Annotated in this window: 21 protein-coding genes, 6 tRNA genes and 1 pseudogene; 15 read left to right on the forward strand and 13 right to left on the reverse strand. The window is 47.9% G+C overall.

Translation table 11 applies throughout. The annotated features are described in order from the left end of the window. The first annotated feature begins 220 nt into the window (after nt 1–220). From VRK_RS19935 to VRK_RS19945, 3 genes are all read left to right on the forward strand, one after another. Nucleotides 221–733: a lipocalin family protein gene (locus tag VRK_RS19935; protein WP_059123356.1), complete on the forward strand. Its 513-nt coding sequence runs from the start codon at nt 221–223 to the stop codon at nt 731–733. A gap of 47 nt (nt 734–780) precedes the next feature. Continuing rightward, nucleotides 781–1,488 carry a helix-turn-helix transcriptional regulator gene (locus VRK_RS19940; RefSeq protein WP_059123260.1) on the forward strand — a complete coding sequence of 236 codons (708 nt, stop codon included), beginning with the start codon at nt 781–783 and terminating at the stop codon, nt 1,486–1,488. 61 nt (nt 1,489–1,549) lie between these two features. Further along, complete coding sequence (locus tag VRK_RS19945; protein WP_059123261.1) at nt 1,550–1,870, forward strand: hypothetical protein; 321 nt, start codon at nt 1,550–1,552, stop codon at nt 1,868–1,870. A 347-nt stretch (nt 1,871–2,217) separates the two neighbouring features. Here the strand turns inward: VRK_RS19945 and VRK_RS19950 are convergent, their stop codons facing one another. After that, nucleotides 2,218–3,852: a right-handed parallel beta-helix repeat-containing protein gene (locus VRK_RS19950; RefSeq protein ID WP_059123262.1), complete on the reverse strand. Its 1,635-nt coding sequence runs from the start codon at nt 3,850–3,852 to the stop codon at nt 2,218–2,220. Nucleotides 3,853–4,406: 554 nt separating this feature from the next. On the opposite strand from VRK_RS19950, the gene VRK_RS19955 reads away from it, so the two are divergent. Then, nucleotides 4,407–5,288, forward strand: a complete 882-nt coding sequence (locus VRK_RS19955) for a HEPN domain-containing protein (RefSeq protein WP_059123263.1) — start codon at nt 4,407–4,409, stop codon at nt 5,286–5,288. Nucleotides 5,289–5,363: 75 nt separating this feature from the next. Here VRK_RS19955 and VRK_RS19960 read toward each other — a convergent pair whose 3' ends face one another. The 10 genes and pseudogenes from VRK_RS19960 to tssI all read right to left on the reverse strand — a co-directional run bounded on the left by VRK_RS19960 (nt 5,364) and on the right by tssI (nt 18,589). Continuing rightward, nucleotides 5,364–6,572, reverse strand: a complete 1,209-nt coding sequence (locus tag VRK_RS19960; RefSeq protein ID WP_059122417.1) for an IS256 family transposase — start codon at nt 6,570–6,572, stop codon at nt 5,364–5,366. A gap of 94 nt (nt 6,573–6,666) precedes the next feature. After that, nucleotides 6,667–6,999: a DUF7716 domain-containing protein gene (locus VRK_RS19965; RefSeq protein ID WP_197413198.1), complete on the reverse strand. Its 333-nt coding sequence runs from the start codon at nt 6,997–6,999 to the stop codon at nt 6,667–6,669. Nucleotide 7,000: 1 nt separating this feature from the next. Next, on the reverse strand, nt 7,001–11,854 hold the full coding sequence (locus VRK_RS19970) for an RHS repeat-associated core domain-containing protein (protein ID WP_059123264.1): 4,854 nt from the start codon (nt 11,852–11,854) through the stop codon (nt 7,001–7,003). Further along, entirely contained in the window at nt 11,851–12,786 is a 936-nt protein-coding gene (locus tag VRK_RS19975) for a DUF4123 domain-containing protein (protein ID WP_059123265.1), read from the reverse strand. The genes VRK_RS19970 and VRK_RS19975 overlap by 4 nt, the downstream gene beginning before the upstream one ends. 2 nt (nt 12,787–12,788) lie before the next feature. Continuing rightward, a complete protein-coding gene (locus VRK_RS19980) occupies nt 12,789–13,166 on the reverse strand; it encodes a hypothetical protein (protein ID WP_059123266.1) in 378 nt (125 codons plus the stop codon). 27 nt (nt 13,167–13,193) lie between these two features. Next, the gene (locus tag VRK_RS19985) at nt 13,194–14,105 is read right to left on the reverse strand and encodes a type VI immunity family protein (RefSeq protein WP_059123267.1); all 912 of its coding nucleotides are present in this window, start codon (nt 14,103–14,105) and stop codon (nt 13,194–13,196) included. 64 nt (nt 14,106–14,169) lie between these two features. Further along, nucleotides 14,170–15,015, reverse strand: a complete 846-nt coding sequence (locus VRK_RS19990) for a VRR-NUC domain-containing protein (RefSeq protein WP_059123268.1) — start codon at nt 15,013–15,015, stop codon at nt 14,170–14,172. Beyond that, nucleotides 15,012–15,953, reverse strand: coding sequence for a DUF4123 domain-containing protein (locus VRK_RS19995; RefSeq protein WP_059123269.1), 942 nt, complete (start codon nt 15,951–15,953; stop codon nt 15,012–15,014). Before VRK_RS19995 ends, VRK_RS19990 begins: the two co-directional genes overlap by 4 nt. 273 nt (nt 15,954–16,226) lie before the next feature. After that, nucleotides 16,227–16,523, reverse strand: a pseudogene (locus tag VRK_RS20000) (PAAR domain-containing protein); the annotation flags it as partial. Nucleotides 16,524–16,525: 2 nt separating this feature from the next. After that, complete coding sequence (gene tssI, locus VRK_RS20005) at nt 16,526–18,589, reverse strand: type VI secretion system tip protein TssI/VgrG (protein ID WP_059123271.1); 2,064 nt, start codon at nt 18,587–18,589, stop codon at nt 16,526–16,528. Between the two features lie 455 nt (nt 18,590–19,044). Between tssI and VRK_RS20010 the strand changes: the two genes are divergently transcribed. Together VRK_RS20010 and hemW are read left to right on the forward strand one after the other, a co-directional pair. Next, on the forward strand, nt 19,045–19,671 hold the full coding sequence (locus tag VRK_RS20010; protein ID WP_059123272.1) for an XTP/dITP diphosphatase: 627 nt from the start codon (nt 19,045–19,047) through the stop codon (nt 19,669–19,671). Next, nucleotides 19,665–20,870: a radical SAM family heme chaperone HemW gene (gene hemW, locus VRK_RS20015; RefSeq protein WP_059123273.1), complete on the forward strand. Its 1,206-nt coding sequence runs from the start codon at nt 19,665–19,667 to the stop codon at nt 20,868–20,870. Before VRK_RS20010 ends, hemW begins: the two co-directional genes overlap by 7 nt. 77 nt (nt 20,871–20,947) lie before the next feature. Here hemW and glsB read toward each other — a convergent pair whose 3' ends face one another. Together glsB and trmB are read right to left on the reverse strand one after the other, a co-directional pair. Continuing rightward, on the reverse strand, nt 20,948–21,868 hold the full coding sequence (glsB, locus tag VRK_RS20020) for a glutaminase B (protein ID WP_059123274.1): 921 nt from the start codon (nt 21,866–21,868) through the stop codon (nt 20,948–20,950). 70 nt (nt 21,869–21,938) lie between these two features. Next, a complete protein-coding gene (trmB, locus tag VRK_RS20025) occupies nt 21,939–22,658 on the reverse strand; it encodes a tRNA (guanosine(46)-N7)-methyltransferase TrmB (RefSeq protein WP_059123275.1) in 720 nt (239 codons plus the stop codon). A 265-nt stretch (nt 22,659–22,923) separates the two neighbouring features. On the opposite strand from trmB, the gene mutY reads away from it, so the two are divergent. From mutY to VRK_RS20070, 9 genes are all read left to right on the forward strand, one after another. Beyond that, nucleotides 22,924–23,943 (forward strand): A/G-specific adenine glycosylase, encoded by a 1,020-nt coding sequence (mutY, locus tag VRK_RS20030; RefSeq protein WP_059123358.1) that lies wholly within the window; start codon nt 22,924–22,926, stop codon nt 23,941–23,943. A 69-nt stretch (nt 23,944–24,012) separates the two neighbouring features. Beyond that, on the forward strand, nt 24,013–24,288 hold the full coding sequence (locus tag VRK_RS20035) for an oxidative damage protection protein (RefSeq protein WP_059123276.1): 276 nt from the start codon (nt 24,013–24,015) through the stop codon (nt 24,286–24,288). Between the two features lie 65 nt (nt 24,289–24,353). Then, the gene (mltC, locus tag VRK_RS20040; RefSeq protein ID WP_082671488.1) at nt 24,354–25,553 is read left to right on the forward strand and encodes a membrane-bound lytic murein transglycosylase MltC; all 1,200 of its coding nucleotides are present in this window, start codon (nt 24,354–24,356) and stop codon (nt 25,551–25,553) included. A 134-nt stretch (nt 25,554–25,687) separates the two neighbouring features. Then, nucleotides 25,688–25,763: transfer RNA gene (locus VRK_RS20045), tRNA-Phe, on the forward strand. 64 nt (nt 25,764–25,827) lie between these two features. Beyond that, a tRNA-Thr gene (locus tag VRK_RS20050) sits at nt 25,828–25,903 on the forward strand. 10 nt (nt 25,904–25,913) lie between these two features. After that, a tRNA-Phe gene (locus tag VRK_RS20055) sits at nt 25,914–25,989 on the forward strand. 5 nt (nt 25,990–25,994) lie between these two features. Further along, nucleotides 25,995–26,070 (forward strand) — tRNA-Asn (locus VRK_RS20060). A gap of 359 nt (nt 26,071–26,429) precedes the next feature. Beyond that, nucleotides 26,430–26,505, forward strand: a tRNA-Phe gene (locus VRK_RS20065). A gap of 24 nt (nt 26,506–26,529) precedes the next feature. Continuing rightward, nucleotides 26,530–26,605, forward strand: a tRNA-Thr gene (locus VRK_RS20070). The last annotated feature ends 3 nt before the right edge of the window (nt 26,606–26,608 follow it).

Raw genomic sequence — 26,608 nt, forward strand, 5'->3', positions numbered from 1 at the left:
GTACAGTGGTGGATACAGTGTTGTCCCATCAAAAGCGGTACTCAGTACCGCTTTTCTTATTCGCCCAACCACCGATATAAACACCATACGAGACAGAAAAAAACGTTCATATCGATCATCCTTCGCACACCCCGGTGAATCAGCTATGATCACAACATCATTCACGATTCCGGCAACTCAAGCCGAACGACACTCAAGCACTCAACGACAAGGGACGGTTATGAAAAAATTACTGCTGATGTTGGTTACGCTCACATTAACGGGATGTCTCGGAATGCCGGAAACAGTTCAACCGGTTTCTAATTTCGACGTTCAGCATTATCTGGGTAAATGGTACGAAATCGCCCGTTTAGATCATTCGTTTGAAGCCGGACTCACACATGTGACCGCAGAGTATACTCCCAGAGATGACGGTGGCATTTCGGTGTTAAACCGGGGCTTTTCAGCCACTGAAAAAAAATGGGAAGAAGCGCGGGGGAAAGCGTATTTTGTTAATAGTGACTCCGAAGGCTATTTAAAAGTCTCATTCTTTGGTCCGTTTTACGGCTCTTATGTCATCTTTGCGCTCGATGATGACTATCGCTATGCCTTTATCTCCGGCCCGGACACCGATTACCTGTGGCTGCTGGCTCGCACCCCGACCGTTGATCAGCAAGTGATCGAGCAGTTTATCCGTATGGCAAAAGAACGGGGCTTTGATACCGATCGTTTGATTTTCGTTGATCAGCAGTGAGCGGCTGCCTGCGAAAACGGTTAGACCATCAACAGACAGGTTCAAGTATGCGCAAATCAGACCGACTTTTTCAACTGACAAATATGCTCCGTAAACACCAGCCCATGACCGCCAAACAATTGGCAGAAAAGTTACTGGTGTCTGAAAGAACCGTTTATCGCTATATCGATGACTTATCGTTATCTGGTATCCCGATTTATGGCGAGCCGGGAGTCGGATACCGATTATCAGCCGGATTCGAGTTACCGCCATTGCAATTATCACCGGGGGAGTTAGAAGCACTGATCACTGGCGTCAGTTTTATCGCATCTTTAACAGGAAAGAATCTTGCGGCTTCAGCGCAGTCTCTGCTGTCAAAAATCGAGGCGGCGCGGCCCAGTGAATTGATCCGGACCACAGGTCAGGATCGTGTGGTGAGGGTTCCTGCCAATCACCGAGAAACAAAGGCGTATCAAATCTGGGAGAAAATCCATGTGGCCATCGCAGAAAAACGCTGGCTCAATATCGTCTATCACTCACTTTCAGAGGTCATCACGTCGAGAACCGTCTTCCCGTTAGGGTTATTTTATTGGGGCGGTAAATGGACGTTAGGCGCTTGGTGTGACATGCGCGGCGACTATCGCGACTTTAGAATTGACCGTATCGCTCAATTAGAGCGGTGCGACAATGAGCCTTCTCTGCCTGATTTTGTTTCTTTGTCGGCATACATCGAATTGAAAGATTCACCTGAATTGAAAAATATCAATATTGACTGACACAATGGTGTCAGTAGCAAAGCCTTAGACTCATGATTCAATTCATCACTAAGGCACGAACATGATAAAGAACAATCACATTGATAACATTGGCGGTATGGAATTTGCGACCTTCAGACTCAAAGAAGGGGTAACAGAAACCACACTAGTCGAACTATCACACAAAGTAGAACAAGAATTTCTGCGCCGGCAAGATGAACTCGTGCTCCATTTTCTGGTTCGGGGGAAAGATGGGATGTATGCTGATGTCGCGCTTGCAACGTCACAAGAAAAGGCCGAGGCCTATTGTCAGCAGTGGTTAAGTCATCCCGTGGCGCTTGAATACTTGGAACTGATCGATGAAACATCGGTAGACATGACGTTCTGGACCAGAATTAACTAAAAGTCCGAACAACAAACACAACCGTGACCGCTTTTTAGCCTCGCCAAGGCTTCAAAGCGGCACATGTTAAATGCAAATCGATTTCACCACTATATCCTGCATACACTCAAACCTTCCATTGCCGTTCTGGGCATTTTGACACAGGTCTCCCAACAGCCCATATCTGAATTTTGCACACCCCTGCTTGTCGGTCTTACCGGAAATCTCGGTTTTGTTGCTGCTTTAAATGGGCATGGAGGAACAAACAGACAAGGGCATGAATGCCCTTGTTTCAGCGAACATGGATGTCTTGAGCGGCTTGTGAAATCCTATTTATTGATCGGGAGTTCATCGTTCAGGACCGCTCACTAAAGCTCTATCGCACCGATATCCGGAGTCTGATCCCGTTCTTTTCCGGAAAAGTCTGTATCCAACGGCGTCAGTGCGTTTTCGGTATAGCCGTTATCTACGGCAAGGCTACCTGATTCGAGTGTCCCCGGTATATTGCCGGCATCAAGATAGTCCTGAAGCGCACCGTCAATCACAACATAAGGAGATACCGCCGTCTTATAGCCGCCGCTGCTGCCTAATACCTGTTCGCTATGATTCGGGTTGAAATAGAGGTTCATGTTGGCATTGATATTATCGCCACCACTGGTCCAGACCGTACCGGTGTTGACCACTATATTATTGTCAAAGTAGTAGTCAGCACGATGATTGAGAATCGAACTCCACCAAGTCTGGATATAATAGTCATCAGCCGTCGGGGTCGCGAAAGTTTGACCGAAAGCCCGTCCCCAGACGCTTTGCCATTGGTCGTTCGGGGTATACAACACGGTATTGTGACGGAAAACCAATCCGTCAAACCCGGCACCGAGAATAACCAGCGTACCGTTGGATGGCGCAAAAATATTATTTTCGACGACAAAGTGTTTATAACCGCCCCCCAAAGCCTGAATCCATTTAGCTGCTGCACCAACCATGATATCCATCGATTCCACATGATAGAAAAAATTCCCGCGGATCGTGACATTTTCTAATGATCGGGCATAGGCGGTTCCGCTCGTATTGATGATATAGATATGCATACCATCGACATGCATGTTGACCCCTTTGGTCTCTTCATCACCGTCAGACATACCATCGTCCAGATCATGGATCAGGTTGTTCTCTATCAGCCAGTTGCTCCCACCGTGAGGCTGGATACCATCGTGAGTCAAATGATGGATATGATTACCTTTGATTACCAGATCATTGGTCATCGCCCATACACCGACACCGGTATTCAAAATTTCGTTATACAGCAGATTAATATACCGACCATTGAATATATGGACGCCGGCACTCTGCATATACTCGTTCTTCTCATTCAGCGTCATCGACGCGAAATCACCCAACTGGGAAATCCGGCAATTACGGATGTCCACGTAGCGGCTGCCGTTAATCGTGACATTATCCGTAATTTTGAATCCATCGATCCTCAACCGTAAGTCACTATTCCCTTTTTGATCAAAATCGATCCTGTACCAGCCCCCCTTATCATGAGTCGTACCGAGGGTCACATTACCCAAAACAGGGGTATGGCCGGGCATCGCTTTCAACGTCACCCAGTCGGTAAAAACTTCTTCAATCGGGGTCGATTTCGAACTGTTCGCAAAATAGTTTGCTCCGAATCTTAAATCGCCATAATGACCATCCATGACGTATATCACTTCCCCGCCGATCGCCTGAGAAAGCGCATAACTGATCGTTGCAAAAGGAGCACTCTTCGTTCCTTCACTCTCATTTGAGCCGTTTTCCGCACTCACATAATAGGCCTTTTCTCCAACTGTATAGTCATAGGTTGCATCCGTTTTGTTGATCAACAGATTCTCCATAACCTCATAATTATAATTACCGACTTGCTGCTCACTTGCCGATGCATAAGCCGAAGAGAATAAATACAGACATGCAGCAATCGCAATTGCCACACAAAAATAAGATTGATTACTAGTCACTGACATAGGAATATCCTTATAAAATCATTTAGATTTTATTTTTAAATCAAGTGCTTTTATTAAAAAAATACATTTAACATAGGTATACATATTCATAAAAATAATAGATAAGAGATTAAAATCATTATTGGACTGATTTCACACTTTAAGCCAATAGATGCATAGACATGCTAAATACAGAACAGAACACTGTTCTATCCAATAAATGTGTTGGTGAATATTAGTTTTAAGACCTGTTGGCCCAGCAGGAACTCATTAGCATCGCAACCTATGTTCTGGATTTTGCCCATCCCCTGCTTGTCGGTTTTACCGATGATCTCAGTTTTATACCATCACGTTCTTATATTTCTTATTGCGTCGTGAAGATGGTATGAGTTTTCCTGAATTGTGTCGCAAAGTAACCCTGCGTATATCGCCACCGCCACCAAAATCGCTCACGATACCAGTATTGAATCACAGCAGGGTATCACCATGACAAAACCGCAAATCATCACCAAAAACAACACCGCTCGATGTGGTAACGGTTTGTTTTGTCCCCGGCTCATAGTAGGATAACCGCGATGAAAACAGCACTCGATCACCTCCCTGAGCGGAAGCAACAAGAACTTCACACCATCACCACCGTATTACGCGATACGCTGGATGATTTCTTACGCAACAAAAATGGCAGCAAAGCAGAATTCCGTATTCTCAAAATTATCCTGTTTGGTAGTCATGCCAAAGGGACTTGGGTCAATGATCGGCCCAACGGTTATATCAGCGACTACGATATTCTGGTGATCGTCAACCGATCGGCATTGGTCGAAGAGTACGCGGTGTGGCACAGTGCCGAAGAGCAGATTGCGCGTCGGGTCACCTCTGCCCCGCTCGGCTTGATCGTTCACACACTCAATGAAGTCCATCAGCAGCTCCAGCAAGGCCATTATTTCTTTGCTGATATTCGAGAACAGGGCATTGAACTGTTCAGCGCCGATAAACGGGAATTGCCCACACCGGGAAATTTAAGTGAGGCCGAGCGAGTGACGATTGCAACCAAGCATTTTAATCATTGGTTTAGTAGCGCAGCACAATTTTATGAATCAGCATATAAACCAATGCTTGAAAATAAATACTTCAACTATGCTGCATTTCAACTCCATCAGGTAACGGAACGCCTGTTTGCCTGTACCCTGTTAGTCTGTACCAACTACCTGCCCAAAACCCATAATCTCGAAAGCCTGCGCTCGATGTGCGCCCAGCAAGCCCCGGCCTTTGCCGAACTGTTCCCGATGGAAAACAAATTCCACCGCCGCAGCTTCCAGCGCCTCAAACGCGCCTACATCGATGCTCGCTATTCCGAACATTACGAAATCAGCGCAGAAGAGTTGGTTTATTTGCAAAGTGAAGTGGAGAAATTGCGGCAGATGACGGAAAGGGTTTGTCGGGGGAGGATTGAGGTTTAATTATATGGAGCGGATGTTCCATACTTTGAAGGCCGACTCACCGAGACTGTTCATTATTCTGTGTCACGCCCATTTTTATAAATCCAGGTATGGAGTGAGTCGGCCTTCAAAGTGGATACTGAGCTGAGACAGCGTCAGGTTCCAGTTTTGCACCGGATGCGTCCATTTTTCACTGGCTTTCAACATACCTGCATACAACAGCTTGAGCAAGCTGGTTTCATTGGCGAAGCCACCTTTGGTCTTGGTCAGCTTGCGGAACTGCCGATGCACCGCCTCAACCGCATTGGTGGTGTAAATAGCTTTGCGGACCTGCTCAGGATATTTGAAATATACCGATAGGTTCTCCCATTTATTGCGCCATGACTGAATCACCAACGGATATTGTTGCCCCCATTTGACTTCCAGCTCATCAAGTTCGTGCTCGGCAGCCTTGAGCGTCGCAGCTTTATAGACGCACTTTAAATCCGCCATAAAAGCTTTCTGATTTTTGCTGGCGACATATTTCATCGAGTTACGGATTTGATGGATAACACAGAGTTGGACTTCAGTCTGCGGGTAAATGGTTTCAATCGCCTGAGGGAACCCCTTGAGGCCATCGACACAGGCAATACAAATATCTTTGACACCGCGATTTTGTAAGTCGGTCAGGACACTGAGCCAGTAATGCGCACCTTCGGCATCAGAGAGATAAATGCCCAGCAGCTCTTTTTTTCCTTCGATATTGAGAGCCAGGATAGTGTAGATGGCTTTGGAGACAAAGCGGCCGTTTTCCTTGATTTTGTAGTGAACGGCATCGAGCCATACGACCGGATAGACGGGGTCTAAATCCCGCTCTTGCCATGCTCTGAGCTCAGGGATAAGACGGTCGGTGATGGCGTTAATCGTGCCATTGGAAACGCTGATACCATACATATCCAGCAGATATTCCCGGATATGTTGATAGCTGTTGCCAAGGGCAAACAGGGAGAGGACATTGCGTTCCATCTCATCGGTCAGCCGGGTCTGGTGCTTCTTGACAGTTTGCGGGTCAAAAGAGCCATTGCGGTCACGGGGCGTTTCGAGTTCAAATTCCCCGGATGAGGTTTTGATATTTTTCCGGGACTTACCATTTTTTCGATTATCGGGTTCATCAGCAAGGTGCTGGTCAATTTCAGCGCCGAGAGCAGCTTCAGTGATTTGCTTAATCAGCGGCGTGAGCAGGCCATCTTTGCCGTTCAGTCCTTGTCCAGATTGGAGAGCTTTGGCAAAGGCCTGAACATCGATTTCGAATTTATCGTCAGACATAAAGTGTCATTTCCTTTTTGGTTCAGTTTACAGAAATGACACAGAATTTTGAACACTACCCAGTCCAATCACGAAATCAAACCACTTTAAAAACCTATAATTTAATGAACGCATCATTTTCAAAATAATATATAAATGCTTTAAACAAATCACCATCTCTAATATTATTTTTCTGCATTTTTAAATTATTAACTATACTTTGTATTGTTTGGATTCCTAAAACATATCTATATCCAGCATCTTTAACTGCTATTGGATCTTCATCTTCGTCATCAGAGTCTACATCATCAGGATCTTCTATAATAACTAATGTATCTAAACTCCAAGATGAAACATCTTTCGGCAAGTACAGCGCTAAACGCCAATCAATATTTTCAGAATTACTTAATACATCTCTTAGTTTTTTTTGAAACATTTTATCTTCCATTTTATCTTCCACCTCCCCAATAATACATACCTCCCTTGCCTCCGGGATGCAAGGATTCTTGAACTATACCGGGTGCTTGATGCTGAGATAATGGCACCAATTGCATTACACCAGGTTTCTCTGGATGGTGATGCCACGTCAAATCTTTTACCGGTGAGCGTCTTGGATAGGCGCCACGAGGTCCTGGTTTAACTCCTTCAGTAATTCCTGGGTACATATTTTCCATACTAGCGGCAAAGGCAGGATCTGCTTGCATTGCCTCATGCAGATTCTTATTAGCTTGCTGGAAATGAACTTTATCAGATCGTCCCGGATAAAACTCTTTGTCGATCTTAGTTTCGTAAGCCACTGAATATTGTGGGCTACTAAGTGGTCTTCCAGAAGCATCTTTACATCCTTCCGTACTCAACCCCAGCGGATCCACCCACTCCATCGGGTTATGCACATAACCCTGAGGCCTCAATCCCCCCGCAAATCCGATCGGGTCGGGGCTGAGATACTGGCCGCTGTCTGCATCGTAGTAACGATTGAGATTGTAGTAAAGCCCGGATTCCCGATCTTCGATCTGTCCCTGATAACGCAGGTCACAGCTCAGGGCTTCGTTGGCGGCGTCTTCGAGATAACCCCGTTGAATTTTGAGGTTAAACTGTTGCTGCTGGTATTTGCCCCACACGGCTTGTTCACCGCGCCATTCGATTTCCCCGGCCTCACTCACCAACTCTTGCGGTGTGCCGGCATGGTCGGTGACGATATAGTGCAGGTCTCTTCGGTTGCTGCCGTGACGAGTGGTGACTTGCGCCATCGGGCGGTGGCTGCCCGGCTCGTACAGATATTCGGTGCTGGTCAGGGCCGTCCCGTCAGCGGTAATCAGGCTCTGCTGCACCAACGTGCTGCCGTCCCACAGATAATGGGTCTGCTGCTGGGTTTGCAGGCACTCTTTAGCAATCCGTCGTCCGAACGGGTCGTAACGATAGCGGTAACGTCGCCCGTCCGACAGCTCGATATGGGTCAGGCGGTCTTCGTCATTCCAGATAAATCTTGTACTCTGCGGGCGGAAGCCATCTTTCGATTCGGTTTTCTCTATCACCCGGCCACATTCGTCGTAACGATATTTGAAGCGGCCGACTTCAGTCACTCGCCCGGCTTTATCATAGTCGCGTTTCTGGCGTTTTATCCGCTCGTCGGCCAGCGACACCACATTGTCACCGTATTCACTGCCAAAGCCTTCTTCATTGAGATTCAGCTCGCTGTCATACCCAAACAGATGAACGAATCCGGCTTTGGTTTCCCACGATTTACGCTGCCGCACCGCAGTAATCTGACTGTTGGGGTTAAGGGTAAATTCAGCACTGCCGCGATGACTGTCTTCTATCCCGGTCAGCCGGTCCAGTACATCGTAGCGGTACTGACGTAGCGATTGATTGCCCAGTTGCTGCCCGGTCAATAATCCCGTCGCACTCCACTCATGGCGCAAGTCAAAGCCGCTGCCGTTACTACGCTGCTTCTCTTCCCCGCCCGGATGGTAGGCAAAAGTCAGCGGATTATGACTGCCGACAGCAAGTGCGGACAACTGTTGCTGTTGCCATTGATAACTGCGCTCACTCTCCGTCCCCGATGACTGAATCCGCCGTCCGGCGGCATCGTACCGGTGGGTCAATTCGGTGCCGTTGATATTTTCACTGACTAGTTGCCCGGCCGGGCTGTAGGCCAGTGCAATCCACGCATCACCGTTTTCTGCGTAGGTCAGCCGCGAGGCGGCATCATATTCATACCAGCTTTTACCGGTCGGATGGTCCTGATTATCGAAGCTTTCGCTCTGGAGCAGTCGGCCGCATACATCGTACTGATAGCGGAAAGTGTGACCATCCGGTTTGCTGCGCTGTGTCAATCGACCAACGGCATCATAACCGTAATTCTCAGTGCGCCCGTCGTAATGACGTTCGCTTTCAATCCGTCCCAGCTTGTCGAAACCGTACAGCCACTGCTGGCCGTGGCTGTTCGTCACCCCGGCAAATTCGGCTTCAGCATTGTAGTGATAGCGGGTCGTTGCCCCCAACGGGTCGGTGACAGTTTTGAGTTTATCGAAAGCACCATAAGTAAAGTGCTGGGTCTGACCGAGGGCATCGGTGACCGCGGTGAGATTCCCTTCAATATCGTAACTGAAGTGGGCTTCGCTGCCGTCTTCGTAGATGACTTTTTCAGGAAACGGATTGGACTGATGATAATGCCAGCGGCGGGTGAGATTGCCCTGCGAATCGCGTTTATCACTGACCCGTTTCACCAAGCGGTCAAACCGGTCATAGTGGAAATTCATCCCGTAACCTGCGGCAGGCTCCAGCCGGGTCAACAGGCCACGTTCATTGTAGTGATAGCGTGTGACACTGCCGTCCGGCTCCGTCAAGGAATCACGCAAGCCGCGCTCGGTGTAGCTCATCTGCCAGACCCGGCCTTCCGGATCGGTGACTTGAATCACATCCCCCTGAGAGTTGTGCTCGTACAACCAACTGGCACCGAGTGGGTCAGTGTAACTTGTCAGCCAGCCTTGTTCATTGTAATCATAGCTGTGTACCGTCCCATCCGGCAAAGTTGCTGTGGTGATATTCCCCCATGCATCATAGCTGTAGGCTGTCGTTTCTCCCAGTGCATTGGTTTCAGCCACCAGCAAGCCATCCTGCCACTGCTGCTCCAAACGGTTACCTGCCGCATCGACAATTGCATAAGGTCGATTACGCTCATCCAGATGGAAAGTTTCAATCCCACCAAAAGCACTTTTGTAATAATGGATATGTTTTTCATCATCGTAGCGGATTTGGTCAGTCCATAACCCGTCGGCACAGCGGCTGGCGATTACTCGACCCTGCGCATCGTAGTCATGTTCAACCCACGTGTGGGCCAAATCCTGCCAGCGGGTCAGATAACCCTCTTTACTGTACTGATAATCGAAATTACGACCGGATTCCCCTCGCACGGAAAGTAGCCTGCCGGATTTGTCGTAGTTATAGCGGGCTAGCTCCCGCAGCGGTGTCCGGTCAGCTTCGCACAGCGTCAGTTGTGTCATACGGTTACGCTCGGTCTTGACCTCAACCAACCGTCCATCACTGAGGATGACCCATTTGAGCGTACGACGCTCATAAGCAAACTGAATGGTATTGCCGTAAGCATCAGATATTTGGGACAGACGCAAGGTTGTGCCAATCGCATGACCAAAATGATAAATCAGACCATCTTTATGTCTGAGCAGTAATTCTGCATTTTTCCCCCGAAGCAATCGCCATTGAGGTTTGAGCAAAGATGTCGTTTCCTCATCCGGCTCTGGAAGCTCAAATACGCCTTGGGTATAGTCGGTATCGGTAAAGGTTGCCTGCATTCCTTCGATAGTCAGTGAGATATCCCAGTTGCTGCGCCACAAACTGCCCATCAGACCCGTTTCTTTCAGCCCTGTTGAATGATAATAACGTTGATGCTCCAGCGGCAAAATGCCCGTCAATACAAAATCCTGCCGCTCCTCAAGTGCTTTCCCTGTATTCAGGTCAATTGGATCTCCCCTTCCGGTACCGCAACCTCCTTCTCCGAGTTGTCCCCCTCCTTCTGTTTGCTGTGTTCCCTCTGACTTAGTTGATGACGTGCTCGAATCCGAATGCACCCGCTCTTTCCCTGCATTGAGATTATCCGCATCCACTACGGTATTTTTCGGGTGTGGTGTACCGGTTTTACGGGTAATAACTTTATCGATAAATTCATCGACCTTGTCACTGATCTTACCGACCATTTCGTCGATTTTCTTTTCCAGCGACTTCATCGCATCGACCAGCATTTCAAACGAATTACTCAGCAGTTTGACCGCCCAGCTTTTACTGTTCTTAATCGCCTTGGTCAGCCCGTCAATAATGTCATTGAGTAATTTTTTGGCTTTGTTGGCATACTCGGACAGTAAGCCCCCGAACTTTTTCAGATACTTAACCAGATTGCCGTTCGACAAACTGCGCAGCATTTTGATCGCTTTCTGAATGACACGCGAGTCTGCGTTTTCCAGTGCATTGATGATGGTTTTACCGGTTTTCTTGGTTGCATCGCCCAGTCCCGGCACAAAACCGATCACAGCCAGCACACCTCCCGCCCAGTGCCAAACATCCAGATCGGGTTTAGTGCAGGTATCCCAGCCCCAGCAGCCTAAGTCATACAAATCCATCGCCTGACCGACCACCGGCACAAAGCCGAGTGCGATTTCGCAAAACAGCAGAATCGCTGTGTTGTCATGCGCCATCCCGGCCATTTCTCCGGCCAGACTGTGGTGAATTTTATTGACCGCCTGTCTCAGTTCTTTAGGCCCGTGGTTTATCTCTTTATCCAGCTCCCAGAAGCGGTCATACGCTTCATCATATTCATCAGGGACTCGCGTCAACCAGTGTCGGTCTACATCAACGAACCGGTCCGAGCTGTCATCAGCATCATAGGATAAAATTCCCTTCCGACTCAGCAGGGTATACAGCGCAAAATATTCTCCGGCTTTGGCCGCATATTCGGGATTGGCCTGAATCACGGGATTGTTTTCTGCCACATCTTGGGGGTTGAATTCATCACTGCCTTCACCCAGCAAAATTTCAAAACCACCGCAGCCCATGTTCTGGATTTTGCACATGCCCTGTTTGTCGGTTTTGCCCGAAATTTCGGTTTTGTTACTGTCGGTCAGCACAAATTCAGCTTCTGGTACGGGTTTGTCATCATCATAGTGGTAACGGATAAACACTTCGCAACCGCATTCAACACACCCGCCATCGAGGACATTATCGGTCGAGAAGTTCTGGGTGGCAGCCTCTGCACTGGAGAGCAAGTCGGCTTTTTTATTCTCGCTCATGATTGTTCTGACTCCTTATCCAATTCATCTAATCCGCGTTCAAATAATCGATCCATCCGGCTTTTTGTCCCCTGATAATCCGGTGATTTTAAAATCTGTTCAGCCCAAGGCTGCGTTGTAAACTGCTCGCCGAAAACCACGGTCAGACTCAGATACCGGACTACATCATTCGGTTGAGTAAACCCCAATTGATTGGCCTGAGTGATATGCTGATAGAGATATTGATCGAACTGTGCCTGTTCCCAGCTTTGGGTTTCGCTGTGATGGGCTTGTAAATGATCCTGATACTGACGGTAGATCTGCCGGTTAGCCCAGATACTGAGAGCCTGATATTGTGCCTTCGATAAGAGCTGAGGTGAGCGGTGTGGTAATGTAGACCTTTTCTGCTCCCGCCGAGTGATGACTTCAACATCCGTCTCACCATGCCGCCAGAAAACGAATTGGGCAACAGGGCCAAAAATTGCCTGAACTTCGTCATCACCGCTGGCTTCAAGCAAAACCTTCAATATCGTCCAGTCAGAGACCCGCAAGAGCATATCTTCCTGTCGCGGAGAGGTAATCATGCTCCACTCTCTTAAGTGTTCCATCAGTAACTGCATTGCCTGCGGATGATGCCGATAGTTCTCCGTGAGACGAATTAACACCCCCCAATTAGGCTGCATTGCAACCTCTGCTTCAAAGTGTTTCCAATCCGTCAGAGGAAACAGATAAGGTGAGATCGATGCATGGACTTCGCCCATATTTCCCCAGTACAGACGAAAATCTTCAATATCAGAAAATTCCGGTAGCATCGAAAGAACATTGGCATTAATCGCTGCTTCTGCTAGGAAAAAATCAGTCCCTTTTCCTAGACCGGCCTGCCACATGTCGCGGGGTTGCTTAAACACGTTGAGGGATTGATTACTCGTTTCAGTTGGCTGATGTTCCATCATGGCTATTCCCCTGATGACATCTGCGTGACCTGAAGAACAGGTCGATGAATGTATAAGCGGGTTTTATCATTTTTCTCGTCCAGACCTTCAATGACAAACTGCTCATCCGGCTGTTTGATAAACCTGAAAATATGTTGAAAAACCGGAGAATCACTTGCCGGCTGCCATGCTTCATCGTGCCATACTTTCCATGCCAGCGGAGTACGACTCTCAGAGGCAATCGTGAGCTGATAAAGTCCGTCAGCCAACGTTATGTCGACGATGGACCCGATTCTCATATCTCCCGTAATAGTGATTTGAAAATCTTCAGGAATCACCTCCTGCAGCTCAATATCCGGGAAATTACATTCCCCGAGAATTTCAAACGGTAGTATTTCCACGCTTAGTCATTCCTCTGTTCCGACGAATCAAATATCAGGTGTATCAAACCGGGCCAACCACTGAGCATAATCCTCTTCAGTAAACCCTTCATCTTCATAATGGGGTTCATAAAGAGTGGTACTGCGTACCGGAGCCAACAAAGCGCCCAACTGATAATAACTTTGGGGTATTTTCGCCAAAGTAGGCTGATCTGCAGCTTGAATAATGGTGTTATCTCCTCTCTGCCAGACCCGAATACCGGAAATTGCCTCCAGTGCAGGTAATCCACCAATGCTGTCGAGATGAGTCTGATGAATAATAGTCAACCAATTCACCCCTTTGATCTGATCTTTCAGGTGTAATCCATGACCAATATAATCAGGAATGTCTAATCCCGGATACTGCTCAGCCAGTTGGACTTCTAAAGATTCATATTCATGATCATCAAAGTGGTTGTGAGTCGTACTGATTGCACCGTAACCATGTAATGGCTGCAATGCTTCGATCCAACGCAACGCCACATCTTGAAAAGTCTCAGAGGAGGCGCTGAAAAAGTTCAGTGGAAAATTGACGGTTACCCATCCCAAATCACCGTGTTGTTCTTGCCAAGAAGGTTTGCCAAGCACTAAAAACCGAATATCAGAAGCATCACGGTGATGTTGTCCGCCGTGATAAACAAATTCCCATTCCTGATCGGACAACTCAGGTAACCAGTCATGCGGTGTCTGATACGGTTTTTTCCGAAGATCTTTCCAGCTTCCTGTCTGTGGATTAGTGGTAAAATTGAGTTTGCCCTGCATCATCTGCTGGTAGTCGGTTAACATCATCAAGATAGCCTGACGCTTTTCCGGAGTGCTTCCGCCACGGAAAAACAGCGTTAGATTCAGGCAGACCGTCATCAAGACTCGCTGGTCTTCCGGATCAATCAGCCGAACCTGTTGTTCAAGGGTCGGATCCATAAGAGTTCTCCTATTTTCATTCGATTATCAATTCTGAAATGACATTTACGTGACTGTATTCAGGTTACGGCGTCAGCACTGGTACTGCTACAGGAACAGAAAATGCGCCGGAAAATCCTGCAATAGCCCGGGATGCGGCGACTGAAGCACTACTGCCGGCCACCGGGATTAAAGCATCATCAGCCTGCGTAGCTCCGGTAGGTAGTAGATCATCAAGAACCAAAGCAACGACTGCCAGTCCGGCTAAAACCGCAAGCCCTGTATCTCGCCAGGGATGCAGCTGTTGTAACTGTTGCTGACGGTCCCGTTCTTTATCCCAAGCATGTTGAACTTCCCGATGTGGTACCGCAACCGGTTTCTTCTGATCTTGTTTGTCATCACATCCACAGCGATTCGGAGATAATTCTTTTACTTTCCTCTTCTTGCCGGCAATTTTCTCATACGCGTCTCTTTGTCCAACCCCCCATTTATCTCCGGGAAACTTAATTTCAACGATTTGTCGGATATTATCCTGTGTCGGTGCCTTGGTCGGATCTTCAGTAATCACAATATCAGGAATACGAATCCCCCCACTTTCATATGACTGTCCCTCCGGTAAAGATTTCAGCGTTCGGTTATACCGATGTTGCCAAGATCTGATCGGCTGGGTTGGATCATCACTCATCATCAGGGGTTCGGGAGGGGATTTATACATGTTGTAACCCACTTCCGGCAGGATATTTTTCCCCTGCTTCCCCTTGTGCATCCATCGGATCCCTTCATTAACACACTGCTGTTTTAAATCTCGATTACCACCGGTGCTTTTCAGCGGCTTTTTATTACAGACACAGATTAAAGAGCAGATCACCGCAAGTTCCGACATTCCTTCAGGGTCAAACGGCGGACAGCTACTGCAACTGGGGTTACTCATATACGCTCCTGTTGTAATTGTCTGAGCCAATCGGCATTGTGATAATCTTGCTGAATGGCTTGTTGCCAGTCGGGACGTTGATTTAATTCATACAGCGCCTGTCCGAGTGAGCTGGTTTCAAGAACAATCTGAAACTGCGGCAGTCGCCAGAAATGGCTACCGTAGATAAACCGACTGAAAGCAAAAATTTTACGCTCCAGAAAGCTGGCTCTCGCATAGCCGGCTGCTTTTTTCAGACTATCGTCCAGCCCCAGAATAACCTCATCATATTCCAGCATCATGCAAGTACCGGGAGTTTCGTGAAACAGCTCTATGGCTAAATCAGCCAATGTTTGATCGTGGTATAACGCTTCAATAGCTGTGAACAAATCTTCTTCCATATAAAACCATTCTCCCTGAGATAAAGGAGATGGCCGAGCTTCCAACTGGCGAAACAATGCGTCATAAACCAAAGGCGTTTTGGTGCTGACAAGCATCATCAGGAATGGATCTGTTAAACGTTCCCGATCAGCTTCATCTACACTCTCCGTCTGCAAAAACAGTTGCAAAATACGCGGTGAATAGATACGGAAAAGACTCTCTTGTCCATTGGGTAGATAAATTGTCATCCAACACTGCCAGTGTTTCAGTAATGCATCTAAAGAGAAAGGAGAAATAAACAGGCACCCCCAACTCGTATTCGGTAAAAATTGCAGTAAGTCATTCCCGATATTGCCATTTGTCACCCGAACCAAAACAGGAGAGACAGATTTCAAATGCTCAAATGATGTCTGTTGGTATAAATACTGCCATTCCGGTGCCTGTGCTAATAACCGGGATTGCCATTGTTGCCAGAAGTTATCTTGCGTCGCGACATCCAGCATCAGATATAATGTACTGTCTTGAGCTTCAGCATATTCCAGCAGTTCTATCAGTCTGAATTCAGTTACATGCTCCATCGGTTCTGTCTATCCTTTCAGCCATACTTCACCTCGGCTTATGTTTTTAACTTAGTTCTATGCTTTGTTGCGTAACTTCTCACAAACAGGGACGAATGCTTTGTCCTGCTTCGCCGCCTGAACAATCGCCTTTCCCTGTGCTACCGACTGCTCAAACGTTTTCTCCCATACAAATGGAACAGGTTCAGCCAGCGGCGTGATCTTCAGGAATGGATTCTTACTACACACAGCTCCTTCGCCACAATTATGCGTCGGGGATTTGTACGGCGTGTCGCCAATAAATACATTCCCGGAGCCTGCCGCGACCGAGCCGCCGCAGTCGATGGCATCACCGACCCGGGCTGCCGGTTTGCCGTTGATCGAAACATTGGCAGACCCGGCAGAGATACTGCGGCCGTGGATCCCGTGAGGAACCTGCGGACACGGGCAGGCGTGCAGTAAGATCGCATCGCCTTTACGTGCTGCGGGTTTACCGTTGATCGAGACGTCACCGCTACCGGCAATGATCGGCGTCGCCGGAAAACAGCCATGACCTGAGCCGTTGTCACCGAGTCTTGCTGCTGCAGGCATGGTTATCCCCTCCGATCCGGTGCTTCCGGCTCTTGTGGTTTATTGGTCTCATCCGGTTTCACCATCGTTGGTGCGGTGCCTTTATCCGGTGAGCCACCTTCATTGATTTTGACTTTCGTGCCGGAGATCGTAACGCCGCCACTATCAATTTTAACAAACCCGCCCGGCCCGTGAATCGTCAGAGAATCTCCGGCATCGAGAATCACTTTTTTTGCCTTGAGATAACTTTCGTTATTGACTTCAACCCGTTGATTGGCACCAATTTTTTTCTCTTCAGATGCAGTAATATCAGCCACCCAGGCCCCTTCGATCTTTTGGATAATGCCACCGGAAATAAACTGACTGAGTTTGCCGATAATGCGCTGAACGACGTTGCGGCCGACTTTTTGATGATGATCCTGTCCGAACTCTTCATTGACATTCTTGCCGACCAGACGATGGACATTTTCAGTAATCATCTGATATAGATGACGTCCGACCCGGCGGTGACTGTCTAACCCGACCGATTCACGATGGATATTGTTGATGACGATGTCTTGATCTTTCTGGGCGTGAATATAGATCTGCTCGACACCCGACTGATCTTCAAAACGGACTTCGTTGGAGCCTTCGCCCTGGTGGGTCTGGGTTTTCAGAACGGTGCGAGTTTTATGATTCGGCAGAAGATAAGGTGTCACATTGGTAGCGTGGTAAGTCCGGCCGGTGATGATGGGTTGATCCGGATCACCATTGAGGAACGAGACGATCACTTCATGACCAATACGGGGAATGGCCATAAAGCCGTACTGAGCACCGGCCCAGCCCTGCGCGACCCGTACCCAGCAAGAACTTTTTTCGTCGGATTGATCATAGCGATCCCACGGGAAATGCAATTTGACCCGGCCATGCTCATCACAGTAAATCTCTTCCCCTTTCGGGCCGACAACCGTCGCAATACAAGGGCCATCTACTTGCGGTTTCGGTTGGGGCGTCGCTCGCCAAAGCGTCTCTTTCGGGATCACGGTAAACTGGTTGGCGTAAGTCGTTGCACCATGACCACCGGCTTCTTCCAATGCCTGTGGCTGAGTCCCTTGATGACTGACAGAGACCGCTAACCACTCTCGGTTCATCGCTGCATCAATGTGTTCTTCGAGCTCAAAACGCACCCCACCTTGCACCCGGGCATCATTACTTTTACCGCTGGCGGTATGCGCAGTACGTCGTAGATATTCCAGTCGGATCTGGCTGAAGGCTTTACCATTGGCATCGTCTTTGAAGCGCCCCGGATGATCGAAATGTTCATAGTCAGGTAACTGATAACTAAGATCTGTGCCATCCAGCGATTGTGCAAAGTTATAGTCCGGCTTTTTGAAGCTGTAGTCTTGCATCACAATCGAGCTCACTTCCGACTGATAATGCTCCGTCATGGTCGAAACATAAGGTGTCGTCATGTGACCACCGGAAAGGGCGTTGTAAGGTACCGGAGATCCTAATTGCGTAAATCCTTCACTATTATCCGTGACAACCAGTGTATGTTTGCCCTTTTCATGGGTGAAGGTGTACATCAGGCCTTCTTCCGCCGCCAAACGATGGAAGAAGTCGAGATCCGATTCCCGGTACTGCACACAAAACTCGCGCGGTGCACACTCACGTTTGACCGAAAAAACATAGTCAGTGATGTTCATCTCCTGAAACAGGATCTTAAAAATATCGAGAATGTTTTTTTCTTGAAAAATCCGACTATTGCGGCGTAAAGAAAGACGTTCCAATGCCGGAACCAAAGTGACGGAATAAAAGGAATGGGAGTGTCCGGTATCCCCTTTACTGAAATGGCGCACAATACCGTGGACTTGCTGGGTCACTTCACCATTTTGAATCACTTCCAGCAGTGCGGTTTTATCAACAATCTGCTTGGCGGCGAGATCAGCATTGCGACTGGCCAGTTCAATTTGATAGCGAAAACCGTAGATACGTTCTCTTGCGCCGCTGATCGAGTCCGATACTGACTCTTCTCCCTGATATTCACGAACCACCAGCGTCTCATCATGCACACCATCAATCGTGAAGCGAAAACCTAACGTTGTCATTTGAATTGCCTTTTGTCTTATTGAGAATTATCCCACCGCAAATAAGCAATAAAATGCTTAATTATTGGTTTGATTTTCAACTTATTGATCTCTGTTCCAAATCGGATCAACCTTTTTATTCAATAAGATAAAAGCAGCAACAGTTGTGCCAATTGCACCTCTGTAACTAAATCAACTCATTATATTATGTGATCGATTATTACAGGCAACTTGTTGCCCAAAGGCGAGCAAAAAGTTGCCCGGCGAGCAAAAAATTGCCTGAAGGAAATGAGAGTCATGTCACAAGCACTGCGGCTCTGATGTCAGATAACTATCCGCTGCTTTGAGACAGCCCGATTTGAGACAAGCAGACAACTCTCTTTCTTTGACACGGATGTCATCCACCCATTGATGGAAGTGAATGAGGCAAGGTACACTATGCCCCCAATTCGCCTATCTCAGAAAGCGCCTCTATCATGCAGAAAATTGTTTTAGCAACCGGAAATCCGGGCAAAGTCCGGGAAATGTCTGACCTGTTGGCCGATTTCGGTTTTGAAGTCCTCGCGCAGACGGATCTCAATGTCTCCGAGGTTGCAGAGACCGGAACCACGTTTATCGAAAATGCCATTATTAAAGCGCGCCATGCAGCCGCAGAAACCGGATTACCCGCGATTGCCGATGACTCCGGCCTTGAAGTTGATGCGCTCGACGGTGCACCGGGCATCTACTCAGCACGCTATGCGGGTGATGATGCCACCGATCAGCAAAATATCGAAAAGTTGCTGACCGCAATGGCAGAGCTCCCTGACCAACAACGCAGCGCTCGCTTTCACTGCGTGTTGGTTTTCATGAAACATGCCGCCGATCCGACCCCACTGGTTTGTCACGGTGTCTGGGAAGGCTCAATTCTGCATCAGCCTGATGGCAACAACGGGTTTGGCTATGATCCGGTATTCTGGGTTCCCACGGAGCAATGTGCATCAGCAGCACTGGCACCATCGCGGAAAAAACAGCTGTCTCATCGCGCTCAGGCGCTTCATCTGTTAATGCAACAGTTGATGCAACAATCGGTGCAAGAATCGAATGAGCAGCAACCATGCTGAAACCACCGAAGCTGAGTCTGTATATCCATATTCCTTGGTGTGTGCAGAAGTGTCCTTATTGTGACTTCAACTCTCATGCGCTGAAGTCCGGTATTCCTGAACAGGCTTATATTGATGCCCTGCTGGAAGATCTTGATCAGGATCTTCAACGCTATCAGCTCAGCACACCGTCAAACCATGACGCATACTCCCATGACGCATTAGGTCAAGGACAGCCACGGAAGCTGCACTCGATTTTTATCGGAGGCGGCACCCCCAGCCTGATCAGCCCCGCAGCAATCAAAAGACTACTCGATGGTGTTCAGGCGAGATTAGCCTTTCAGCCGGATATTGAAATCACGATGGAAGCCAATCCGGGCACTATCGAAGCCGAACGGTTTGCCCAATATCGGCAGGCAGGCGTCACTCGAATCTCCATTGGTATCCAGAGTTTTGATAACGAAAAACTCACTAAGCTCGGCAGAATACATGGTTCGGCTGAAGCGGTCCGGGCGGCACATCTGGCGCATCAAATTGGTTTAAACAGTTTTAATCTGGATCTAATGCACGGTCTGCCGGGACAGACTCTGTCACAGGCAATGGCAGATTTAGATCAAGCGATCGATTTAGATCCACCGCATTTGTCTTGGTATCAGTTGACGATAGAACCGAATACGCTGTTTTATTCCCAACCGCCTCGTCTGCCGGATGATGATCTGTTGTGGGATATTTTTGAGCAGGGACATCAAAAACTCACCCAAGCCGGTTATATCCAGTATGAGATTTCCGGGTATGCAAAACCGGGATTCCAGTGTCAGCACAATCTCAACTATTGGCGCTTCGGAGACTATCTCGGGATTGGTTGCGGGGCACACGGTAAAATCAGTTGCGCGAATGGCAGTATCATTCGCACCACCAAAGTAAAACATCCCAAGGGGTATTTAAATTTACTCAAACCTTATTTGGATCAGGAAGCGGAGGTGTCGGCCAAAGACCGGCCTTTTGAATTTTTTATGAATCGGTTCCGCTTGATCGAGACCTGTCCGAAACAGGACTTTGTGGATACGACCGGCTTACCGCTCACAACGGTTCAACCGACAATCGACCGGGCCAAACAACAGGGTTTTCTCGATGAAACCGATCTGCACTGGCAAGTCACTGAACGGGGCAAGCTGTTTCTGAATGATTTACTGGCAGAATTTATGGCTGATGAGGAATAAGGATATTCCCGTCATCAGCACGTCAGTCATAAAATGAGTGTTCACAAGTGGAATCTTGTGCCTGAAGATATCACCACTTAAAAAATAGAGCGGCCAATACGCTCGGAAAGTAACTCCAGCGCTTTGCTGCCGGCCAGCGAGTTCCCCGAACTGTTCAGTTCCGGCGACCATACCGCAATGGTCATCTCTCCGGGCACAATCGCAACAATACCGCCACCGACCCCGGATTTGCCCGGCATCCCGACCCGATAGGCAAATTCTCCAGCTTCATCATACAGACCACAGGTTGCCAGTAACGCGTTGATCTGTTTGCTCTGAACAACGGTAATCACCGATTTATGATTCAGTACAGAGACACCTTGATTGGCCAGATAACTGAAAGTTTTCGCCAACTGGACACAACTCATTTTCAATGCACAGCCGTGGAAATAATTTTCCAGTACCGGCAACACATGGTTTTCAAAGTTACCGAATGAGCGCATCAAGTACGCAATAGCTGCATTCCGGTCGCTGTGTTTCATCTCTGAGCGGGCCACGACTTTGTCATACACGATTTTCTGATCACCACTCAAGGCCCAGACAAATTCCAGCAGCCGTTGACGAGGCGCAGAAAGACGGGTCTGCAACATATCTGCAACCACAATCGCACCGGCGTTAATAAATGGATTACGCGGAATACCATGTTCAACTTCCAACTGGATCATCGAGTTGAACGCTTGCCCTGACGGCTCTTTTCTCACTCTTGACCAGATCTCATCCGGGGTATAGATCCCCATCGACAGGGTGAGGTTGAGCACTTTGGAGATCGATTGAATGGAAAAGCCTTCATCAGCATCACCGGCCTGAAATAGTTCGCCCTCATTGGTCAGCACCGCAATCCCCAGTTTGTCCGCCTGAACTTGCGCAAGTGCCGGAATGTAGTCAGCAACTTTACCGCGTCCGATCAGCGGACGCACTTCTTCTAATATTTCGGTCAGTATCTCGTTTGTCAGTTTCATGGCTACTTTACGGATTGGCTACTCATCACAAGCGGTGAGTGATCGCAGGTTCTGCTATTCGACTACAGCATTATTCAATACAACGGAACTGGATATCCCAGACACCATGTCCCAGACGGTGTCCACGTTGCTCAAACTTGGTCAGCGGGCGCTCATCCGGCCGGGGAATAAAATCACCATCGATTGCGACATTTTGATAACCGGGCGCCTGATTCATCACCTCAATCATATGTTCGGCGTAGTTTTCCCAGTCCGTTGCCATATGAAAAATGCCTTCTCCGATGATTAACTTCTGACGCACCATCGCTGCAAATTCGGCTTGCACGATGCGACGTTTATGGTGACGCTTTTTATGCCACGGGTCAGGAAAGAATAACTGGAGTCGGTGCAGACTGTGATCGGGAATCATGTGTTCGAAGACTTCAACCGCATCGTGACACATCACCCGCAGGTTGGTCACACCGGCCTCCCGTGCAGCAGCCAGACAAGCCCCGACACCCGGACTATGGACTTCAATCCCGATAAAGTTTTGATTCGGTGCATTCTTAGCCATTTCAACCAGCGATGTTCCCATGCCGAATCCGATTTCCAGAACCACTGGGTTGTCATTGCCAAACACCGACTGCCAAACTAATTTTTGTGATTGGAAATCAATTCCCATCTGTGGCCAGCATTCATTCATTGCAGCTTCCTGACCTTTGGTCAGACGCCCTTCACGGCGAACAAAACTGCGAATTTTACGCATGACTTTACCATCATCGGTATATTCGTTGGTTGTTACTTCACTCATGGTTCTCGCCTGTTTTCTCACTCCCGGATACAAGGAGGTGTGATTATCCAAAGAATGCGTGTCTGTTCAAGTCCTGGACTGAAAATTATATTGAATCCTGTATGATTTATGTGTTTTACAACGCAACTTTTATGTGCTGCAATCAGCGTTGTTTCATCGGGGTCTGATCAATCATTGCACAAGATGAATACAATCGTGGCTCTCGCCACTGATTAAACGGTCATTGATAAAAATCATTCATTCAAAAGTAAAGTCAGCAATGCAAATGCAATATCCAATATCTCCGCCACAATTTCAGCAACACTTGATCGACTGGCAACGATCTCATGGGCGTCATGATCTGCCGTGGCAACGCAATCCGACACCGTACCGAGTTCTGGTTTCTGAAGTGATGTTACAACAGACTCAGGTGGTGACCGTAATTCCTTATTTTGAACGTTGGATGGCGAGTTTTCCGACCGTTGAAAGCTTGGCTCAGGCCACTGAAGATGACGTCATGCAGCACTGGCAAGGGTTGGGTTACTATTCCCGGGCGAGAAATCTGCGTAAAGCGGCGCAATACATCATGGCACATCATCAGGGGCAATTTCCGGATTCACTCGCAGCGCTGCTGGATATTCCCGGTGTCGGTCGTTATACCGCCGGTGCAATTCGCTCATTTGCCTATAACCACTATGGGCCGATAGTTGATGGTAATGTCAGACGACTGTTTTGTCGTTTTTTCGCTCTTGACGGTGTTCCGGGAACATCCGCGGTGGATAAGCAGCTCTGGCAACTGGCCGAAACATTCACACCGGAAACCGATAACCGTGCTTTTGCACAAGGTTTGCTCGATATCGGTGCCACGGTCTGCAAACCCAAGAATCCCGACTGCGAACACTGTTGCTTTCAGAACACTTGTCTGGCTTTAAAACATAGCCGAGTGCATGAGTTACCGACACCCAAACCGAAAAAAACCGTCCCGACGAAAACCGGGCAATTTCTGTGGGTGGAATCAGACAATAAGATTTTACTGGAAAAACGGGCAAGCGATGGGATTTGGGGCGCACTCTGGTGTCTGCCACAAATTCATCTGCAACCCGAACAGTTAGGTGAACATAAACAACTGAAAGGCACGTTCAAACACACATTTACTCACTATAAACTGGATGCCAATGTTTGGATGATCGACCGTTTGGGTGTCACGGAACCCCAACAGCAGTGGGTCGAAAAAAGTGAAGTGTTCAAGCTTGGATTGCCGACACCGATAAAAAAATTCCTGACCCGTCACCTTGAGGGCTGCTGAAGTGGCAGGAAATCGGACTCTCTGGTATAACAGCAGTAGTTTTTAACTCCGAATAATGAGGACATCCTTATGGGTCGCACTGTTTTTTGTGCACGTTTGAAGAAAGAAGCCGAAGGGCTGGATTTTCAACTTTATCCCGGCGAATTAGGGAAAAAAATTTTTGACAACATCTCTAAACAAGCCTGGGCAGAGTGGCAGCATAAACAGACCATGCTCATTAATGAAAAAAAACTGAATATGATGGATCCGCAGCATCGTCAACTTCTCGAAACGGAAATGGTTAATTTCCTGTTTGAAGGGAAAGAGGTCCACATCGAAGGCTATACACCACCCAGTGAGTCATAAGTTGTTATTCACACAATCGTAATTCACAACGATTGTGTGAGTATTTTCCTGCACAGGTGCCATTGATGACCAATCTGATTCGACATATTTTTTCAACGTACTGCGCTTTACTCAAGAAGCAAACCGCTCGACGCAGCGCACTGTTTCTGTTCGTGATCCCACTATTAACCGGTGGCTGCAGCCGTGAGTTGATCGAAAAAATATACGATGTGAACTACGAACCGACCAATCGATTTGCCAAACATTTAGCCCCCCTCCCCGGCCAGTTTATGAAAGATGCGGCCGCGTTAGATGCTCTTATCAGCAGCTTCACCGGAAAAATAGAACACCGCTGGGGAACCAAAGAAATTAAAATTGCCGGTAAAACAAATTACGTCAAATATATTGATGACTATCGCAGCCGTGCCGATGTCAATTTCAATCAAGGACAGATTACCGTCGAGACAGTCGCAACAACCGAACCGTTGGAACATCTGAAAAAAGCGATCGTCACCACCCTTCTGACGCCGGATGATCCCAAACACGTCGATCTATTTTCATCCGAGAAAATCGTTCTCAAAGGCAAGCCGTTCCTCTATAAACAAGTCGTCGATCAAGATAACAAGGCCATTCAGTGGAGCTGGCGAGCCAATCGATTTGCCGATTACCTGATCAAAAATAAGTTGCAAGTCAAACAGGTCGATTTCAAAAAATCTTATTATGTTGAAATCCCGATGGTGGAAGATCAAGTTGAAATTCGTGGCTACAAGTATGCCGATATTATCCGCCGGGCGTCTCGAAAATACGGTATTCCGGAAGATTTGATTTACGCAATCATCAAGACCGAGAGCAGTTTCAATCCTTACGCGGTGAGCTGGGCAAACGCTTATGGATTAATGCAAGTCGTGCCGAAAACCGCAGGAAAGGATGTCTTTCAACGCATAAAAAAGCGTTCAGGACAACCCTCTCCTGAATATCTGTTCAATCCGGAGAATAATATTGATACCGGAACCGCCTATTTCTATATCTTAAAAAATGACTATTTGAATTCGGTCGCCAATTCACAGTCTCTCGAATACAGTATGATTTCTGCATATAACGGTGGTGCCGGTGGTGTTCTCCGTACGTTCAGCCGCAATAAAAAGACGGCATTGAGTAAAATCAACCGTCTGCAACCCAATCAAGTTTATTGGGCGCTGACCAAAAAACATCCGAACACAGAGTCCCGCCGCTATCTGGAAAAAGTGACGCACTACAAACAGATGTTTAATTCGGGGAAACTATAAGTCAATCTTACGTGTTCAAGCCGCTTGGATTGTGAACGACAAGGTTAAAAATCATGCAAACAGTCGCTTTTTTCATAGAAAAATGAAAAACTAGTTGACGATTGGCGTGTAAATCCGTTTAATAGCGCTCCGTTGCCCGGATAGCTCAGTCGGTAGAGCAGGGGATTGAAAATCCCCGTGTCGGTGGTTCGATTCCGCCTCCGGGCACCATAATTTATTTAATCTGGTGCTCAATAAATCGGATTAAAGCAAAAGCATTGAGAATAAATATCGTGCCGGCTTAGCTCAGTAGGTAGAGCAACTGACTTGTAATCAGTAGGTCGCCAGTTCGACTCCGGCAGCCGGCACCATTTATTCCATGCCTCGATAGCTCAGTCGGTAGAGCAGGGGATTGAAAATCCCCGTGTCGGTGGTTCGATTCCGCCTCGAGGCACCATCTTTTCCCCCTTAGTTCAGTTGGTAGAACGGCGGACTGTTAATCCGTATGTCGCAGGTTCGAGTCCCGCAGGGGGAGCCATTATCGAGAAGCCACAGCAGATGCTGTGGCTTTTTTCGTTGTCTTCACCATGCGGTTTATCCGCATGATGCTTTACAGTTGCCCCCTGCCCTTCTCTGTCACTTTCACGTCACCGGAAAAACCAGCTATTCTCTTCCCAAGCGTCGTGAGCAAATCTAAGCAACCGTTATCGCCCTGCGATTGTGGTTTTACGCTACAACGACAAGCTCGTTTGCTCCATTTTTATCCCATTATCTCCTGATAAAATAGGGCTTTAAGCCTGTATTTCTGGGGGACTTGGGCATAAAAGCAACAAACGATACTTTTTTTGCATTTTGTTGTTGACCTTGTCTGAGAAAAACTTTTTAATACACCCCGTTGCCCGGATAGCTCAGTCGGTAGAGCAGGGGATTGAAAATCCCCGTGTCGGTGGTTCGATTCCGCCTCCGGGCACCACGAATAATTTGAAAATGATTAAGCGCCGACTTAGCTCAGTAGGTAGAGCAACTGACTTGTAATCAGTAGGTCGCCAGTTCGATTCCGGCAGTCGGCACCATCA

The organism is Vibrio sp. MEBiC08052, assembly GCF_001506075.1.
Classification (GTDB): domain Bacteria; phylum Pseudomonadota; class Gammaproteobacteria; order Enterobacterales; family Vibrionaceae; genus Vibrio.

Bases quoted from the DNA above. Each gene is read 5' to 3' on its own strand.
- hemW (WP_059123273.1), top strand. From the start codon at position 19,665: ATGCTGAAACCACCGAAGCTGAGTCTGTATATCCATATTCCTTGGTGT.
- VRK_RS19970 (WP_059123264.1), bottom strand. From the start codon at position 11,854: ATGAGCGAGAATAAAAAAGCCGACTTGCTCTCCAGTGCAGAGGCTGCC.
- VRK_RS19945 (WP_059123261.1), top strand. From the start codon at position 1,550: ATGATAAAGAACAATCACATTGATAACATTGGCGGTATGGAATTTGCG.
- VRK_RS19960 (WP_059122417.1), bottom strand. From the start codon at position 6,572: ATGTCTGACGATAAATTCGAAATCGATGTTCAGGCCTTTGCCAAAGCT.
- VRK_RS19965 (WP_197413198.1), bottom strand. From the start codon at position 6,999: ATGGAAGATAAAATGTTTCAAAAAAAACTAAGAGATGTATTAAGTAAT.
- VRK_RS19940 (WP_059123260.1), top strand. From the start codon at position 781: ATGCGCAAATCAGACCGACTTTTTCAACTGACAAATATGCTCCGTAAA.
- VRK_RS20035 (WP_059123276.1), top strand. From the start codon at position 24,013: ATGGGTCGCACTGTTTTTTGTGCACGTTTGAAGAAAGAAGCCGAAGGG.
- glsB (WP_059123274.1), bottom strand. From the start codon at position 21,868: ATGAAACTGACAAACGAGATACTGACCGAAATATTAGAAGAAGTGCGT.
- VRK_RS20010 (WP_059123272.1), top strand. From the start codon at position 19,045: ATGCAGAAAATTGTTTTAGCAACCGGAAATCCGGGCAAAGTCCGGGAA.
- mltC (WP_082671488.1), top strand. From the start codon at position 24,354: ATGACCAATCTGATTCGACATATTTTTTCAACGTACTGCGCTTTACTC.
- VRK_RS19990 (WP_059123268.1), bottom strand. From the start codon at position 15,015: ATGAGTAACCCCAGTTGCAGTAGCTGTCCGCCGTTTGACCCTGAAGGA.
- trmB (WP_059123275.1), bottom strand. From the start codon at position 22,658: ATGAGTGAAGTAACAACCAACGAATATACCGATGATGGTAAAGTCATG.
- mutY (WP_059123358.1), top strand. From the start codon at position 22,924: ATGCAATATCCAATATCTCCGCCACAATTTCAGCAACACTTGATCGAC.
- VRK_RS19955 (WP_059123263.1), top strand. From the start codon at position 4,407: ATGAAAACAGCACTCGATCACCTCCCTGAGCGGAAGCAACAAGAACTT.
- VRK_RS19935 (WP_059123356.1), top strand. From the start codon at position 221: ATGAAAAAATTACTGCTGATGTTGGTTACGCTCACATTAACGGGATGT.
- tssI (WP_059123271.1), bottom strand. From the start codon at position 18,589: ATGACAACGTTAGGTTTTCGCTTCACGATTGATGGTGTGCATGATGAG.
- VRK_RS19950 (WP_059123262.1), bottom strand. From the start codon at position 3,852: ATGTCAGTGACTAGTAATCAATCTTATTTTTGTGTGGCAATTGCGATT.
- VRK_RS19995 (WP_059123269.1), bottom strand. From the start codon at position 15,953: ATGGAGCATGTAACTGAATTCAGACTGATAGAACTGCTGGAATATGCT.
- VRK_RS19975 (WP_059123265.1), bottom strand. From the start codon at position 12,786: ATGATGGAACATCAGCCAACTGAAACGAGTAATCAATCCCTCAACGTG.
- VRK_RS19985 (WP_059123267.1), bottom strand. From the start codon at position 14,105: ATGGATCCGACCCTTGAACAACAGGTTCGGCTGATTGATCCGGAAGAC.